This window comes from Halogranum roseipondis (assembly GCF_059695585.1).
Map to the genome: position 1 here is coordinate 2,029,998 of NZ_CM185235.1, position 14,323 is coordinate 2,044,320.

General features: G+C 66.6%; 13 protein-coding genes. 7 read left to right on the top strand and 6 right to left on the bottom strand.

What is annotated here, in order from left to right:
- Nucleotides 1-9 precede the first annotated feature (9 nt).
- On the bottom strand, nucleotides 10-1,827 hold the full coding sequence (gene glmS / locus EOHIBHHM_RS10605) for a glutamine--fructose-6-phosphate transaminase (isomerizing) (protein ID WP_497250331.1): 1,818 nt from the start codon (nucleotides 1,825-1,827) through the stop codon (nucleotides 10-12).
- Between the two features lie 249 nt (nucleotides 1,828-2,076).
- On the opposite strand from glmS, the gene EOHIBHHM_RS10610 reads away from it, so the two are divergent.
- Entirely contained in the window at nucleotides 2,077-2,214 is a 138-nt protein-coding gene (locus EOHIBHHM_RS10610) for a hypothetical protein (RefSeq protein ID WP_497250333.1), read from the top strand.
- Nucleotides 2,215-2,286: 72 nt separating this feature from the next.
- Here the strand turns inward: EOHIBHHM_RS10610 and EOHIBHHM_RS10615 are convergent, their stop codons facing one another.
- Complete coding sequence (locus EOHIBHHM_RS10615) at nucleotides 2,287-2,838, bottom strand: DUF7344 domain-containing protein (RefSeq protein ID WP_497250335.1); 552 nt, start codon at nucleotides 2,836-2,838, stop codon at nucleotides 2,287-2,289.
- Nucleotides 2,839-3,299: 461 nt separating this feature from the next.
- A complete protein-coding gene (locus tag EOHIBHHM_RS10620; RefSeq protein ID WP_497250337.1) occupies nucleotides 3,300-3,830 on the bottom strand; it encodes a DUF7344 domain-containing protein in 531 nt (176 codons plus the stop codon).
- 296 nt (nucleotides 3,831-4,126) lie between these two features.
- On the opposite strand from EOHIBHHM_RS10620, the gene EOHIBHHM_RS10625 reads away from it, so the two are divergent.
- The 3 genes from EOHIBHHM_RS10625 to EOHIBHHM_RS10635 all read left to right on the top strand — a co-directional run bounded on the left by EOHIBHHM_RS10625 (nucleotide 4,127) and on the right by EOHIBHHM_RS10635 (nucleotide 7,201).
- Nucleotides 4,127-4,402, top strand: coding sequence for a PadR family transcriptional regulator (locus tag EOHIBHHM_RS10625; RefSeq protein WP_497256979.1), 276 nt, complete (start codon nucleotides 4,127-4,129; stop codon nucleotides 4,400-4,402).
- 458 nt (nucleotides 4,403-4,860) lie between these two features.
- Nucleotides 4,861-5,895, top strand: a complete 1,035-nt coding sequence (locus tag EOHIBHHM_RS10630) for a glycosyltransferase family 2 protein (RefSeq protein ID WP_497250339.1) — start codon at nucleotides 4,861-4,863, stop codon at nucleotides 5,893-5,895.
- 325 nt (nucleotides 5,896-6,220) lie between these two features.
- On the top strand, nucleotides 6,221-7,201 hold the full coding sequence (locus tag EOHIBHHM_RS10635) for a hypothetical protein (protein WP_497250341.1): 981 nt from the start codon (nucleotides 6,221-6,223) through the stop codon (nucleotides 7,199-7,201).
- A 121-nt stretch (nucleotides 7,202-7,322) separates the two neighbouring features.
- Here the strand turns inward: EOHIBHHM_RS10635 and EOHIBHHM_RS10640 are convergent, their stop codons facing one another.
- A complete protein-coding gene (locus EOHIBHHM_RS10640) occupies nucleotides 7,323-8,465 on the bottom strand; it encodes a glycosyltransferase family 4 protein (RefSeq protein ID WP_497250343.1) in 1,143 nt (380 codons plus the stop codon).
- A 204-nt stretch (nucleotides 8,466-8,669) separates the two neighbouring features.
- Here EOHIBHHM_RS10640 and EOHIBHHM_RS10645 point away from each other — a divergent pair, with 204 nt between their 5' ends.
- Both EOHIBHHM_RS10645 and EOHIBHHM_RS10650 read left to right on the top strand, forming a co-directional pair.
- Entirely contained in the window at nucleotides 8,670-10,364 is a 1,695-nt protein-coding gene (locus EOHIBHHM_RS10645) for a glycosyltransferase family 39 protein (RefSeq protein ID WP_497250345.1), read from the top strand.
- Nucleotides 10,313-11,095 carry a formyl transferase gene (locus EOHIBHHM_RS10650; RefSeq protein WP_497250347.1) on the top strand — a complete coding sequence of 261 codons (783 nt, stop codon included), beginning with the start codon at nucleotides 10,313-10,315 and terminating at the stop codon, nucleotides 11,093-11,095. Before EOHIBHHM_RS10645 ends, EOHIBHHM_RS10650 begins: the two co-directional genes overlap by 52 nt.
- A 14-nt stretch (nucleotides 11,096-11,109) precedes the next feature.
- On the opposite strand, the gene EOHIBHHM_RS10655 is transcribed toward EOHIBHHM_RS10650, so the two are convergent.
- Nucleotides 11,110-12,135, bottom strand: coding sequence for a Gfo/Idh/MocA family protein (locus EOHIBHHM_RS10655; protein WP_497250349.1), 1,026 nt, complete (start codon nucleotides 12,133-12,135; stop codon nucleotides 11,110-11,112).
- Nucleotides 12,132-13,301 carry a DegT/DnrJ/EryC1/StrS family aminotransferase gene (locus EOHIBHHM_RS10660; protein ID WP_497250351.1) on the bottom strand — a complete coding sequence of 390 codons (1,170 nt, stop codon included), beginning with the start codon at nucleotides 13,299-13,301 and terminating at the stop codon, nucleotides 12,132-12,134. The genes EOHIBHHM_RS10655 and EOHIBHHM_RS10660 overlap by 4 nt, the downstream gene beginning before the upstream one ends.
- 96 nt (nucleotides 13,302-13,397) lie before the next feature.
- Between EOHIBHHM_RS10660 and EOHIBHHM_RS10665 the strand changes: the two genes are divergently transcribed.
- Complete coding sequence (locus EOHIBHHM_RS10665) at nucleotides 13,398-14,321, top strand: glycosyltransferase family 2 protein (RefSeq protein WP_497250353.1); 924 nt, start codon at nucleotides 13,398-13,400, stop codon at nucleotides 14,319-14,321.
- The last annotated feature ends 2 nt before the right edge of the window (nucleotides 14,322-14,323 follow it).

Sequence of the window (14,323 nt, forward strand, 5' to 3'; positions counted from 1 at the left end):
GGGCGGGTCTCACTCGACGGTGACGCACTTCGCGAGGTTCCGCGGCTTGTCGATGGGGCGGCCGAGTCGGTTCGCCGCGTGGTAGGCGACCAGTTGGAGTTGGACGTTGGCCGGGACGCCCGCGAGGTCGGGGTGAGTGGGCGGTATCGCCAGCACCGCGTCGGCGACGTCGACGACGTCGCCGTCGGTGTGGCTGGTGACGGCGACGACGGGTGCGCCGCGAGCCTGCACCTCTTTGACGTTGTTGAGCGTCATCTCGTCGTCGCGACCCGTGAAGACGGCGAACACCGGCGTCCGCTCGGTGACGAGCGCGAGCGGGCCGTGTTTCAGTTCGGAGGCGGCGAACCCCTCGGCGTGCTCGTAGGAGATCTCCTTGAACTTCAACGCCCCCTCCAGTGCGACCGGGTGAGCCACCCCGCGGCCGATGAAGAAGTACGCCTCGCTGCCGGCGTACGCCTCCGCGACGTCGGCCGCCGTCGACGTGTCGAGGACGGCCTGGACGTCGCCGGCCAGCCGTGCGACCGACTCGAGGAGTTCGCGGCTCTCGGCGCTGGCCGTCCCGGTGACGTCCACCGTGATCCGTTCGCAGAGCAACAGCAGCGCGGTCACCTGCGAGGAGAACGTCTTGGTCGCGGCGACGCCGATCTCGGGACCGGCCCGGATGAGCAGGCTGTCGTCGCACTCGCGGGTCAGCGACGAGGCGACGACGTTCGTCACGGCGAGCGTCCGCGCACCGGCGCTGCGCGCCCGCCGGACGGCGTCCAGCGTGTCGGCGGTCTCGCCGCTCTGGGAGACGGCGACGACGAGCGTCGACTCCGTCACCGGCGGTTGCGCGAGACTGTACTCGCCGGCCATGAACGCGTAGGCCGGCACGCCTCGCGTGGCGAACAGCGAGGCCGCGTACATCGCGGCGTGGTAGGAAGTACCCATCCCGACGAGATGGAGTTGGGTGACGTCGGCGAACCGTCCCGGGTCGAACTCCTCGAACTCGACGGTTCCCGCGAGCGCGTTCACCCGTCCCTGCGTGGTCCGTCGCAGCGCCTCGGGTTGCTCGTGGATCTCCTTGTGCATGTAGTGGTCGTAGCCGGATTTGCCGGCCGTCTCGGGGTCCCAGTCGACCGTCTCCAGCGGGCGTTCGACGGCGTCGCCGTCTGCGTCCGTGAGTTCGACGCCGTCGGCCGTGATGCGCACGAAGTCGCCGTCGTGGAGGTAGCGAACGCGGTCGGTGTACTCGACGAACGCCGGAACGTCGCTCGCGAGGAACCACTCGTCGTCGCCCTCCCCCAAGACGAGCGGCGACCCCATCCGGGTGGCGTAGATCGCCTGTTCCTCGTCGAAGATGGCCGCGATGGCGTAGGTGCCGTCGAGCGCCGCGATCGCCGCCCGGAACGCCTCCCCGTTGGACGCGCCGCCGTTGAGTGCCTCCTCGACGAGATGGGGGACGACCTCCGTGTCGGTGTCGCTGGCGAAGTAGTGTCCACGACGCCGAAGCCCGCTCTTCAGGGCGGCGTAGTTGTCGATGATCCCGTTGTGGACGACGGCGACGGTGCCGCGTTCGTCGGTGTGGGGGTGGGCGTTGCGGTCGGTCGGCGGGCCGTGAGTGCTCCAGCGGGTGTGCCCGATACCGACGGTCCCCCGCAGACGCCCCTCGTCGACCCGTTCGCAGAGCAGATCTACCTCGCCAGCACACTTGACGAGACCGATGCCGTGGCCGTTCTGAAGTGCGATGCCGGCCGAGTCGTAGCCGCGGTACTCCAGTCGCTTCAGCCCGGCGAGGAGCGGTTCGAGACTTCCGTCGGCACGGAGACAGGCGGTGATGCCGCACATCAGCACGCCACCTCCGTCCCGTCGGCGATCGTGTCGTCGCCGACGCGGACCCTCTCGCCGCCGAACACGGTCGGCTCTGCGGTCACGGTCATCGTCGCCCTCCCACAGCGGACGACGGACGGATTGCTACGGTCATACCGAGGAGAGGGGGAGCGAGTCGCTTTGTTATAAGGTGGCTGAACACTCTCGGTTCGGGGTTAGTCGTTCGCTCACTCACGACACACGAGAGCGGACTCGATCGATGTCTTCGTGGACGCCGTCCGTCGATTCGACCGGGCGCACAACGGTCACCTACCGGCGGTCGTCGGCGACTACCGCCCGCTCGGACGCCGCTCGCCGTCGACAGTCGCCGACGGGTGGAGCGGGAACGAGAACGCACGGGCGTAGCCGAGCAGACGTCGTAAGCGACGCTCGGTGCGTGAGATCGAGAAAAGCGTGTCGTCCGGTCGTCCGTGGCCGTCAGATGCCGACCGCCTCGGTGACGGCGAACAGGAGGAGCGCGACGGTGCTGACGACCGCCCACCCCGCAGCGGGGAGCGCAGACAGGACAGGTGCGCCCACGAGTCCGGCGGCGACCACCAGGGCGACGGTCGCCGCAGCGCCCATCCGCAGCTCGGCGCTCGAGTCGGCGGCGACGACGTCGTCGTCGAGGTACGGGTCGAGGAGTTCGGCGGCCGGGAGCAGTTCGATCGTCCCTCGGTCCTTGTCGAAGTCGACGACGCCGAAGTTCGCCATCTTCGGGAGGTGACACTGATAGAGGCCGATGTACACGCGTTTGCGTTGACTCGACGAGAGGGCACCGACGTCGATGCCGTTCTCCTTGGCCGCGATGAACTCTGACATGTCGCTGAGGTTCACCTCCCCGCCGTTCTCCTTGAGAAAGGAGAGCGCGTCCCGTCGGCGTTGGTTCTTCAGGATCTCGAAGAGTTCGTCCTTCGAGAGCGTCGGTTCGGTCGTTTGTCTGTCGGCGCGTCGGCTAACGGTTCGTGAGCGTATCGTTTGGAGTTCCATTTCCCTTCCCCTTGGCTGATGGCCGCATCCTCGTCAGGGCGCCGTCGTCGGAGGTCGACGAGTGACCGATAAACATCCCGTTTTCCGGTATGTTCTGCACGTTCGGGCGTCCGCCCTGTTGTTCCCCAACAGCTACCAACGTTGTTCGTCATACATAATTAAATCGTTGACTATTAACTGCATACGTTGATTGGTTCGCGCTCGAATAGTCATATTTTGAGCTTACTTGACGGGAAAAAAACACAGTCGGGAGAGACTGTACGTCGGTGGTATCGTCGGAGTTCCGCGTTCGAGTGCGTTTCTCCGTTCGAGCGTTCGTTTGGCGTTTCGAGAGACGAGTCACGCAGAAAGAGCGTCACCGTGGCTATCGTGTCCGCTCGGAATCGTCCGACGAGTCGAACGGTGACGTCGCTTAGTCCGACACTACTCGCGCCCTCGACGACGTCGACGGCGCGTGTCGGTCAGTCGACGAGCGACAGGAGACACTTCCGCGTGAACGTTCGCGTCCGACGGAGATACTGCCCGACGACGAGACCGGCGAGCGCGAGCGAGACGACGAGGAGGAGACCGCTGGCAACGCCGACCCCGGCGACTCCCCCGAGCGAGAACGCGACGCCGCCGAGGGCACAGACCAGCGCGACGACGGCGTACCCGACGAGCCACCTGTCTGCGGTCGCCTCGACGCAGTGCGTCTCGAGCGCGCGTCTGTCGAGCGAGAGCGTCCGTTCGCTCTCCTCGTAGCTGATCAGTCCGCTCTCGGTCAGCGTCGGGAGATGCGTCTGGTACAACGAGACGTAGACGCGCTGGCGTTCCTCGTCCGTGAGAGCCTCGGGCGTCGTCCCCTCCTCCTCGGCCGCGATCAGCGTGGCGAGCTGCTTCAGATCGACCGGGTCGTTCGCCCGATACAGGTGGCGGATGATGAACCGCCGACGGGAGTTGCCCAGTATCTGGAAGAGTGCGTCCGTCGAGAGCCGGCCCCCGTCGGCGGTCATCGGCGGCCGTACCCTCGACGGACGCAGTTCGATTCGTCCTCGGCTCGCTCGCTCGGAGTCATTGGTACTAGAAAAGCAGCAGTTGACTTGGTTATAATCGAGCTATTTCTCCGTTCGCTGTGCCTGACGACGAGTCCCCCGGTCCTGTCTTTCACTTTCCGAGTACAGTCTCGCCAGTTCGTCTCTCTGTTTAATCGTTCGTTCTCCAGAGTCGTTGCGGACGAAGTCGACTGCGGCGGCGAGTTCGTGGGTGGCTAACAATATCCGATGCCGTGCAACTCTGTTGTCAGATGAGTCTGTTCGAACTGACCGGCTTCCAACGTGACCTGCTGTACGTCATCGCGGGAGCGGACAAGCCCTCGGGGCAGATGGTGAAAGAACGCATCGAACGAGATATCGGTGAGGTCAAACACGGACGGCTGTACCCGAACCTCGACACGCTCGTCGACCGTGGGTACGTCAACAAAGGCCAACACGACCGACGAACGAACTACTACGAGATCTCCGAAGAGGGGTTACAGGCGCTCCGCGAGCGACGTTCCTGGGAGAGTCAGTTTCTCGACGAGGAGTGACGTCGACGGACGTCTCGCTCGTCGCCGGGAACGTCCGTCGAGCACCACGCGGACCCGTTCACTCACAGGTCACTAGACGTCGGTCGCCGGTCGATCGACGCTCCTCTTGCAGTCAGTTCGACGACAGCGACGCTGCCGACCGCCGCGGAGCTGTACGACCGTCGCCTCGGAACGGCCGTCCGATCCCGCGGTCGTCGACTGACGGTGACGTTTTCCGCTGATCACTGCCCCGTCGGCCGTTTATACGGTCCCGTCGGTCGGTTATACGGTCCCGTCCGCAGGGAAGCCGCCGTATAACAAAGAGTCACACACCGATATAGTCTCTTACAGAAGCACTCCCGTCGACGACGGGCGTCGCTGCTGACTTACGACTTCGATGATTCCACCCTACCGACCGACGAGACCCCCGAGTATCGACCGGCAACCGCCACGTTACGCGTCCCCCGGAGTGATGTGAGATGTACAGAGGACACACCGTCGCCGTCGTCGTCCCTGCGTACGACGAGGCCGAGTTCGTGGGCGAGGTCATCGACACCCTGCCCGCGTTCGTCGACCGCGCGTACGTCGTCGACGACCACTCTCGAGACGGCACGTGGGAGGTGATCCGTCACCACGCTCGCGCCGCCAACGCGACGCGGCGGTCGCTCCGAGCGGACGGTTGGGCCGAACCGACAGAGCAGGGGACGAAGTTCGTCACGCCGATCCGCAACGAGCGGAACCGCGGCGTCGGCTACTCCATCACGACGGGCTATCGGCGCGCGCTCGCCGACGGGGCCGACGTCGTCGCCGTGATGAACGGAGACGGACAGATGGACCCGGCCGTCCTCCCTCGCATCCTCGATCCGGTCGTCGACGGACTGGTCGACTACGCGAAGGGGAACCGGCTCCGAGAGAACCCCCGCCGGCTCGGGATGAGTGCGTGGCGGCTGTTCGGAAACTGGACGCTGACGTTCCTCTCTCGCATCTCGAGCGGCTACTGGCACGTCTCGGACTCACAGAACGGTTACACCGCCATCTCTCGCCACGCGCTCGAGACGATCGACCTCGACGACCTGTACGAACGCTACGGCTTCCTGAACGACCTCCTCGTCACGCTCAACGTCCACGGCCTCCGAGTCGCGGACGTCTCACACCCGGCGCTGTACGGCGAGGAACGGAGCGGCATCAGCTACCCGTCTTTCATCTCTTCCGTGTCGATGCTCCTCCTCCGGAACTTCCTGTGGCGCCTCAAACAGAAGTACGTCGTCGACCGACTCCATCCGACGGCGCTCTACTACGCGCTCGGCGGGGTCAGCGTCCTCGGCGCCCTGCTCGTCGCACTCGTCTTCGCGGTCGGTGCGTTGGGTGTCGACGCCGTCACCGTCGACGTCTGGCTGGTGCCCGGTGCGCTGGCGGCGGGGATCGTCTTCTTCCTCCTGGCGATCGTCTTCGACGCACGACAGAACGCACATCTCCAGGTGTTCGTGCCGGAGCTATCGAGCAGAGAGCGCTGAGCGGACAGCGGGCGACGACGAGACTCGGACGGGAACGGTCGAACGGACCGCTCCCGACGCCCTCGTAAACCGAGAGTCGCGATAGAAACTCGTGGCCGCTCGTCACGGTGAGTCAGCTGTGTGTCATACTCCGACCGTCCCGGTGCTCGTCGGTAGTCGCGCATTAACATCCCGGAGACCACGCGTACGCCGTCGTTCACGGTCGTTCGACACATTATCGTTATATTGAAAGTCTGTGATTCAATAATAAATTCCACCCTCATTCACCTAATTTGATGGGACGGTTATGGGAACATTTATTGGCGACTTCGCGCAACCCAGAGGTATGGCACGCGAACCGGCAGATGGGTCTCAGCAGCGAGACGCATCGTCGAGCGAGAAACCGTTGCTTAACAGACGTAAGTACCTGCGACTCGGTGCGACGGCGACCGCAGTCGGGACGGTCAGTGCGGCGACGATGCCGACCTCCGTCGCCGCAACGAGTTCGAGTGACGTCTTCAACGACCGATTAAACGCCGTCGACGACCTCGGGATGGACCCCACGGGCGAGGAGCCGATCGACGACGCGTTGACCGAGCTCTCGGACGACACTCTCGTCGCGTTCCCGGCCGGGGAGTATCTGGTGACGGACGACGTCGAGACCGACGAGGAGAAGCGAGTCGGTGTCGAACCGGTCGCCGGTGCGACCGGCGACGTACGCTTCGTCGTCGACGCGTCGGCCGACGACGCCTCGGAGAGTGAGAACCCGGGCATCCTCGCCAGTCGCTCGAACGACGACCCTGCTGTGGACTCGGCCGAACGCGACGCGTCGACCGACGTTCACGCCGGGTCGACGCTGCTAGTCTATCGGGAGGCGAGTCTCGAACTCCGTCGCGTCGACCTCGCGGACTTCGACGCGGCGACGACGTTCACGGGAGGGAAACCGAAGACGCTGACCGTCGTCGGTCCGGACGACGGGGTCGCCAACTACCGGCTCACCGTCTCCGACCGCATCGACGCTCGGGGAGACGAGGGGACACAGCAGTCGGCCGGGTTGCCGTCGACGAGCGTCGAGGACGCGATCGGCGACACGAGACACAGCTACCGCTACACCGGTGAGATCGCGTCGTTCCGACTCGACGGCGAGGCGACCGTCCTGGTCGACGGACAGGAGGTCGCCTCCGAGGAGCTCGCCGCGGACGGTCCGCTCTCTCTCCCGGAGCTGCTGGTGTTCGACGCTCGGGAGGCCGACTCCGACTACGAACTGCGCGTCGCTCCGCGCGACGACCGTCCGTTCGACGCCGACCACGCCGAGCGGCGACACTGAGCTCGACCGGTACCGTCGGCGAAACTACCCTCCGAGAGAGAATTCTTCATTACGGACCCGCACGGGTCTCAGGCACTCGCGGGTCCACCGTCTTTTGACCGAGACGCTTCTCGAACCCCGTTCAGTCGAGTGTCGTCACGAGGTCGACGAAGGCGTCCCGAAACGACGCTCGTTGCGACTCGGCGTCGAACGTCCGACCCCGTCTGCGTGCGTACTCGGCGAGTGCGAGTCGGTCGTCCGTCGGTCGGTCGAAGTACGTCGAGATACCCGTCGCGAGTGCGTCGGGGGTCGGTTCGACGACCAGCGACTCGTCGACCGCACGCGCCTCCGACGCCGTCCCGGTCGTCGTCGTCACGAGCGGGGGGAGACCGGCACACATCCCCTCTAACGTGCTGACGGGGAACGTGTCCATCCGGGAAGGTTGGACGTACAGCGAGGCTTCCGCGAACGCCTCCGAGAGCCGGTCGACGTAGCCGTGGACGACGACTCCGTCGGTCGACTCGTAGCTCGTCGGGTGGTCGTCGCCGACGACGTGGAGCTCCGCGTCGGGATGGTGGTCGCGGACGGTCGACCAGGCGTCGACGAGCATGTCGAACCCCTTGTACCGCTCGTCGCGACCGACGGCGACGGCGACGTTGCGGTCGAGCGCCGGGTCGCATCGCTCGAGGCTCTCGTACACGTCGGGTTGAACGTACGGGTGGGCGACGCGAATCGGCGTCTCGTCGCCGACGACGTCGGCCGTGAACGTCGCGGCGAAGTCGGAGACGGCGACGACGCCGTCGATGCCCCACCTGGCGGCCCCCTTGATGGCGGGGACGCCGAAGCGGCCGAGGAGCGACTTCACTGCCGAACTCCCCTCGAAGTCGTCTCGACCGATGTGGTAGAGCCCGTGGTCCGCACACAGATAGACGACGTCGGTCTCGGTCGTCGCCCGTCCGACGAGTGCGGCGTACAGCGGCACCGACCCCTCGACGAGACAGACGTCGTAGTCGGGGAGCCGGAGGCCGTTGAGCACGTCCTCGACGACCGTCCCCGACAGCGGTCCCGCCGAGTGCTTCCGGTAGTGGACGAGATCGGCGTCGACTGCGTCGGCAAACCCTCGATGTGCCGGATGCGGGTCGAAGTAGAGCATGACTACGTCGAGGTCGGCCAACACCTCGCGTGCGGCCTCGTCACTCCCGAGCTGCGTCGTCGTCGTGGATGCGCCCTCGCTGGACCCACCGCGACCCGACTGCCGTCTGTTTCGTGGCCGCTGGATAGCCATGGATGTGACTCACCGTAGCGTCCCCACCGGTGTAGTTATGAACCAGATAAGGAGACTTTCAACAGTTTCGGATAGTCCGGTAACCGAAGGTTTGCGGCGCAGAACGCCCGTTCGCCGTCAAGAGGGCGGAGATCGACCCTGACCGTTCCTCGCGCGACGATAGTAACCGAATATTATTCCCCTCCGCCCGAGAGCCCACAGCCAATGAGAGCGTCCGAGCGGCTTCGGCGTGTCGGCGCGGTCGGTGTGGTGCTCGTCGTCGCCGCCGCGGTTCGACTGTACGGGTTGGGTTACGAGAGTCTCTGGACCGACGAGCTCGTCACCGTCGAGTTCGTCGCGGAGCTGACGCCGCTCGAACTGCTCGTCCAGATCCCACAGGTCCAGCCGCATCTCCCGTTGTACTACCTTCTCCTCGACGGCTGGATCGTCCTCGTCGGCGAGTCGGCGGTCTCGATGCGTCTCCTCTCGGCGGTGTTCGGCGTCGCGGCCGTCGGTGCCATGTACGCCGTCGGACGACGACTCGTCGACCACCAGGTCGGACTCGTCGCCGCGACGCTCCTCGCACTCTCGCGGTTCCACGTCTACTACTCACAGGAGGTGCGGATGTACAGCCTGCTCACCCTGCTCACGCTCGTCTCGTTCTACTGGCTGGTCCGACTCCGCGAGAGCCCGACCCGTCGTCACCTGCTCGTCTACCTCTTCTCGGCGACGCTCGTCGTCGCGACGCACTTCTTCGGCGTGTTCGTCGTCTTCACACAGGTGACCTACCTCGTCGTCCGCCTCGACGCCGTCGCCGGCGACCGACTGCTCGGGCTCTCGACGCGACGGCTCAGACGGCTCTACGGGGTCGGCCTCCTGGTCAGTCCAGTCGCGATCCTCGTCGCCGTCGCCGCCATCGGCGGCGCGCCGCGCTACCACTACATCCCGTATCCGACGCTCTACGGCACCGTCGCGACCGTGAGCGACTACTTCGGCTACCCGCGCGGGACGAACAGCCTCGTCGTCGCCGGCGTGTTCGCCGCCTTCGTCGGGACGGCGACGCTCGCCGTCGTCCGGTTCGGCGACGCCCGCCGACTCACCGTCTCGCGCCTCCGCGACGCGGTGACGAGCGCACGGTTCGACCCCGACGCGACCGACCGCGACGCGCTGACGCTCGCGCTGCTGTGGTTCGTCGTCCCGTTCGGCGGCCTGCTGGCGCTCTCGTATCTCGTCACGCCGCTGTTCTGGCCGCGGTACACCATCGCCGCATCGCTCGGGCTCTACCTGCTCGTCGCGTTCGGCGTCCGGAACGTCCCGAACCGGTATCTGCGGGTCGCCCTCGTCGTCGTGCTCGTCGTCGGTCTCGTTCCCTCCGTCGCGCTCTACCACACGAACACCGACAAAGAGCAGTGGCGGGCCGTCGGCAACACCATCGACGAGCGCGCCGAGTCGGGTGACTTCGTGTTGGTGATGGACCAGATGACGGACTACGGCGTCGAGTACTACGTCGACCGCGAGGACGTCACCGTCGCGAGCGTCGTCGCCGAGAACTCCGGGACCGGATACGCGCCGACGCCGACCGCGGAGATCGAGAACGTGACCGACGACCGCGGCCGGACGTGGCTCGTCTTCTCACACGCCTCCGAGTCCGAGCGCGAGCGCGTCCTCGACGTCGTCGACGACAGCCGGACGCAGGTGTGGCACCACCAGTTCGTGAAGGTCGAGCTGTATCTGTTCGTCCCGGAGGAGTCGGCAGCGTCGGCGACGTCCGAGACGACGACAGCCTCCGAGTCGAACGCGTCTGCCCGACTCCGGTCGGTCGACGTCGGTACTGTTTACCCGCCGTCTCGAGTCGAGTCAACCACAGCATGGTATCCGTCGCCTTCTTCGGGAGTCACCCACTCGGCGAGACCTGTCTGACCCGCCTCCACGACCACCCCGACGTGACGGTCGAGGTCGTCGTCACCTACCCGCGAGACGCCGACAACTGGTGGGAGGGGTCGGTCCACGACCTCGCGCTCGACTACGGCTATCCCGTCCTCACGCTCGACGAGGAACGAGCGGTGACCGACTATCCAGTCGACTACCTCCTCAGCGTCTACTATCCGAACATCCTCGACGCCGAGCTCCTCTCGCACCCCGAGAAGGCGGCGCTCAACCTCCACCAGGCGGAACTCCCCCGCTACCGCGGCAGCAACGTCTTCAGTCACTCCATCATGAACGCCCGCGAGGACGACCACTGGCGACACGGGACGACGCTCCACTTCATGGTCGAGGACGTCGACGCCGGCGACGTGGTTGACCGCGAGTTCGCCGAGATCACCGAGGACGACACGGCCCGGTCGCTCTACGAGAAGGTCCGGGAGGCCTCCGTCAGCCTGTTCGAGGAGGCGCTCCCCGCCATCGTCGACGACAGCGTGCTGGAGATGGGGACGCCACAAGAGGCGTTCGACGGCCCGCGCTACTTCTACACCAAAGACAGCCTCGACGACCTGAAGGAGGTCGACCCGGCGGAACTCGCCGACCCCGATGACCCGACGGCGCTCTACGACCGCATCCGGTCGATGGACTTCCCGCCGCACGAACCGCCGTACACGTGGGTCGGAGGAGAGAAGATCTACCTCACGAAGGCGGGGTACGACGGTCGTTGAGCGGCGTCGCCGGGCTAGCGCCGATCGCCGAACTCGACGGCCTGGCTTCGCTCGGAGGAACGTCGGGCGGCTTCGAGTAGTTCGACCGTCTCCGCACCGACCCGACCGGGTGCGCGCGGTTCCGTCCGCCGTTCGCAGGCCTCGACGAACGCTTCGACCTCGACGCGGAGCGGTTCGCCCGGTTCGGTCTCGTGGCGACGCATCCCCTCCTCGCGGCGGCGGAGCACGTCGCCGTCGTCGACGATCTCGGCGTCGTACAGTTCGACGACCGTATCTTCGAGGTAGTCGACGTGCGCCGACCGCTTCGTCCCGACGACGGTGAGGTCTCGCCGCTTGCCGAAGACGGGAACGTGCCACGACTCGTTGATGACGCCGGTCGTCTCGCCGTACGAGAGGGTGAGCGTCGCCGTCTCGTCGACGCCCTCCCGGACCGTCGAGTCGAGTTCGCAGTAGACGCGCTCGGGTCGGTCGTCCAGCAGGTAGTTGTAGATGTCGACGTCGTGGACGGCCAGCGAGAAGAGCACGCCGGCCTCCTCGCGGGGGACGCGGAACGCGTAGCGGTTCGTGGTGAGATACTTGATGCGGCCGAGTTCGCCGCGGTCGATGCGGCGTTTCAGCTCCGACAGCGCCGGATGGTAGCGGAAGATGTGGCCCACGGCGAGCACCCGATCGTGCGCCGCTGCGACGTCGACGATCTCCCAGGCCTCGTCGCTCGTCCGCGCGAGCGGTTTCTCGACGAGCAGGTCGACGCCGGCCGAGAGCAGATCGGTCGCGATGGCGTGGTGCGTCGGCGACGGCGTCGCCACGGTGGCCGCGTCGACGCCTAACTCGGGCAGTCCGGTGTGGTCGGTCGTGTACGCGACGCCGTAGTCGTCGGCCATGTCGGCGACGCGTTCCTCGTCGACGTCACAGAGGATCACGTCGTCGACGACGCCCTCCTCGAGCAGTTCGGCGGCGACGCGGGCGTGGTTGCTCCCCCAGTAGCCGGTGCCGATGACGGCGTAGCCGAGCCCGCCTGCGGGCGTCTCCGCCGTCGTCATCGGCCGCCCTCGTGTGCGCCAGTTTCGCCCGCGTCGTCCGCGAAGTAGTTCTCGATAGCCGTACAGACGCGGTCGAGTTCGTCGTCGGTGATGCGGGGGTGCATCGGCAGCGAGACGACGCGCTCGTACAGCCGTTCGGTGACGGGAAGCGTCGTCTCCCCGGCGTCGTCGACGCGGTCGACCAGGGCGGGATGTCGGTGCAGCGGCGTCTCGTAGTGGAGGCTCGTCTGGATACCCCGCTCGTCGAGATACTCGCGAAACGACTCGCGCTCGTCGGCCGGCACTTGGATCACGTAGAGGTGGTAGACGTGGAAGGCGTCGGCGGCCTCGTGGGGCGTGACGACCTCCGGAATCGAGGCGAGGCGGTCGGTGTACTGCCGGGCGGCGACGTTGCGCGCCGTATTCCAGTCGTCGACGTGTTTCAACTGCTCGTCGCCGACGGCGGCTTTCAGTTCGTCCATCCGGTAGTTGAGCCCGAGCGTCCGGTGGGTGCCCGACTCGTCGCGGCCGTGGTTGCGGAGCCGTCGTGCGGTATCGGCGAGTTCGTCGTCGTCGGTGACGAGCATCCCGCCGTCGCCCGCGACGGTCATGTTCTTCGAGGGGTAGAAGCTGAACGCGCCCGCGTCGCCGGCGGTGCCGGCGAGGTGACCGTCGCGCTCGGCGAAGTGTGCCTGACAGGCGTCTTCGACGACCGCCAGGTCGTGGTCGTCGGCGACGGCGAGGATCTCGTCCATCTCGGCGAGCTGGCCGTAGATGTGCACCGGGAGGACGGCGGCGGGTTGCTCGCTCGCTTCGACCTTCGTCGCGAGGTCTGCGGGGTCCATCGTGTAGGTCTCGGGGTCGACGTCGACGAACACGGGCGTCGCGCCGAGTTCGACGACGGGAGAGGCGGTGGCGAAGAAGGTGTTGCCGGGGACGAACACCTCGTCGCCGGGGGCGACGCCCGCCGCCTGCAACGAGAGCAGGATGGCGGCCGTCCCGCTATTGACGCCGACGGCGTGGTCGACGCCGCAGGCCGCCGCGAACGCCGACTCGAACGACGCCAGTTCGGGACCCTTCACGTACCGCGTACTCCGGAGCACGTCCGTCGCGCGCTCGACGATGTCGTCGTCGACGTAGATGTCGGTGAACTCGACCGTCTCGACCTCACCCGTGTCGTCGCTCATGGTTCGGCAGTTATCCGGCGGCGGTAAGACTGTTTGGCCTTCCGGACGGTCCGAGAAGTCGGTGGGTCTAAGCGGCGGCCGCCGGTCTGTGCGCGTATGACGGCCCTCGTCAGCGCGGTGATTCCGACCTACAACCGGGCGGAGTACGTCTGCGGTGCCATCGACAGCGTCCTGAACCAGACGTACGACGACGTCGAGGTGGTCGTCGTCGACGACGGGTCGACCGACGACACCCGCGAAGTGCTCGCCGGCTACGACGCCGACGAGCGGGTTCGCGTCCTCCACAACGACGAGAACCGAGGGATCCCCTACACGATGAACCGCGGCGTCGACGCCGCCGAGGGCGACTACGTCGGCGTCTTCGGCGACGACGACCGCTGGCGACCGACGAAAGCCGAGAAACAGGTCGCGGTGTTCGAGCAACTCGACGACGACTACTGCGGCGTCTACACCGGCGGCGTCATCCGGGATACGGCGGGCGACGTCGTCCAGCGGGTGGCGAGCCACCACTCCGGCGACGTCTACCCCGAGATACTCGTCCGCAACACGATCATTCCGCACTCCAGCCAACTCGTCCGCGCGGAGTGTTTCGAGGCGGTCGACGGCTTCGACGAGTCGTTCTCGATCGCCTGCGACTGGGACCTCACCGTCCGTCTCTCCGAGCGGTTCGAGTGGGCGTTCGTCCCCGAGGTGCTCGTCGAGCGGACCCACCACGGCGGCAACGTCACCGGTGACCCCGACTACGACGTCCGGTGCCGGCGACAGATCTGGGAGAAGTTCCGCGCCGACATCGCGCGACGTCCCGACGTCGAACGGCGGTTCCACGCGGCGTGGGCCCGGGAGCGCGGCGTCCGCGCGCTGGAAGCCGACGACCGACTGGAGGCCGTCACGGCGTTCGTTGAGGCGCTCGCCTCGGAGCCACGGGCCGACCACGCGGCGCTCCTCGGTCTCGCACCGTTCGGTCCGGACGCGCTGTCGACCGCCCGAACCGTTCGAGACGCGCTCCCCTCGCTGCGCTGAGT

Excerpts from the sequence above, each read along its gene's own strand:
- EOHIBHHM_RS10635 (WP_497250341.1), top strand. The coding sequence starts at position 6,221 with ATGGCACGCGAACCGGCAGATGGGTCTCAGCAGCGAGACGCATCGTCG.
- EOHIBHHM_RS10650 (WP_497250347.1), top strand. The coding sequence starts at position 10,313 with ATGGTATCCGTCGCCTTCTTCGGGAGTCACCCACTCGGCGAGACCTGT.
- EOHIBHHM_RS10615 (WP_497250335.1), bottom strand. The coding sequence starts at position 2,838 with ATGGAACTCCAAACGATACGCTCACGAACCGTTAGCCGACGCGCCGAC.
- EOHIBHHM_RS10640 (WP_497250343.1), bottom strand. The coding sequence starts at position 8,465 with ATGGCTATCCAGCGGCCACGAAACAGACGGCAGTCGGGTCGCGGTGGG.
- EOHIBHHM_RS10645 (WP_497250345.1), top strand. The coding sequence starts at position 8,670 with ATGAGAGCGTCCGAGCGGCTTCGGCGTGTCGGCGCGGTCGGTGTGGTG.
- EOHIBHHM_RS10665 (WP_497250353.1), top strand. The coding sequence starts at position 13,398 with ATGACGGCCCTCGTCAGCGCGGTGATTCCGACCTACAACCGGGCGGAG.
- EOHIBHHM_RS10620 (WP_497250337.1), bottom strand. The coding sequence starts at position 3,830 with ATGACCGCCGACGGGGGCCGGCTCTCGACGGACGCACTCTTCCAGATA.
- EOHIBHHM_RS10655 (WP_497250349.1), bottom strand. The coding sequence starts at position 12,135 with ATGACGACGGCGGAGACGCCCGCAGGCGGGCTCGGCTACGCCGTCATC.
- glmS (WP_497250331.1), bottom strand. The coding sequence starts at position 1,827 with ATGTGCGGCATCACCGCCTGTCTCCGTGCCGACGGAAGTCTCGAACCG.
- EOHIBHHM_RS10660 (WP_497250351.1), bottom strand. The coding sequence starts at position 13,301 with ATGAGCGACGACACGGGTGAGGTCGAGACGGTCGAGTTCACCGACATC.
- EOHIBHHM_RS10630 (WP_497250339.1), top strand. The coding sequence starts at position 4,861 with ATGTACAGAGGACACACCGTCGCCGTCGTCGTCCCTGCGTACGACGAG.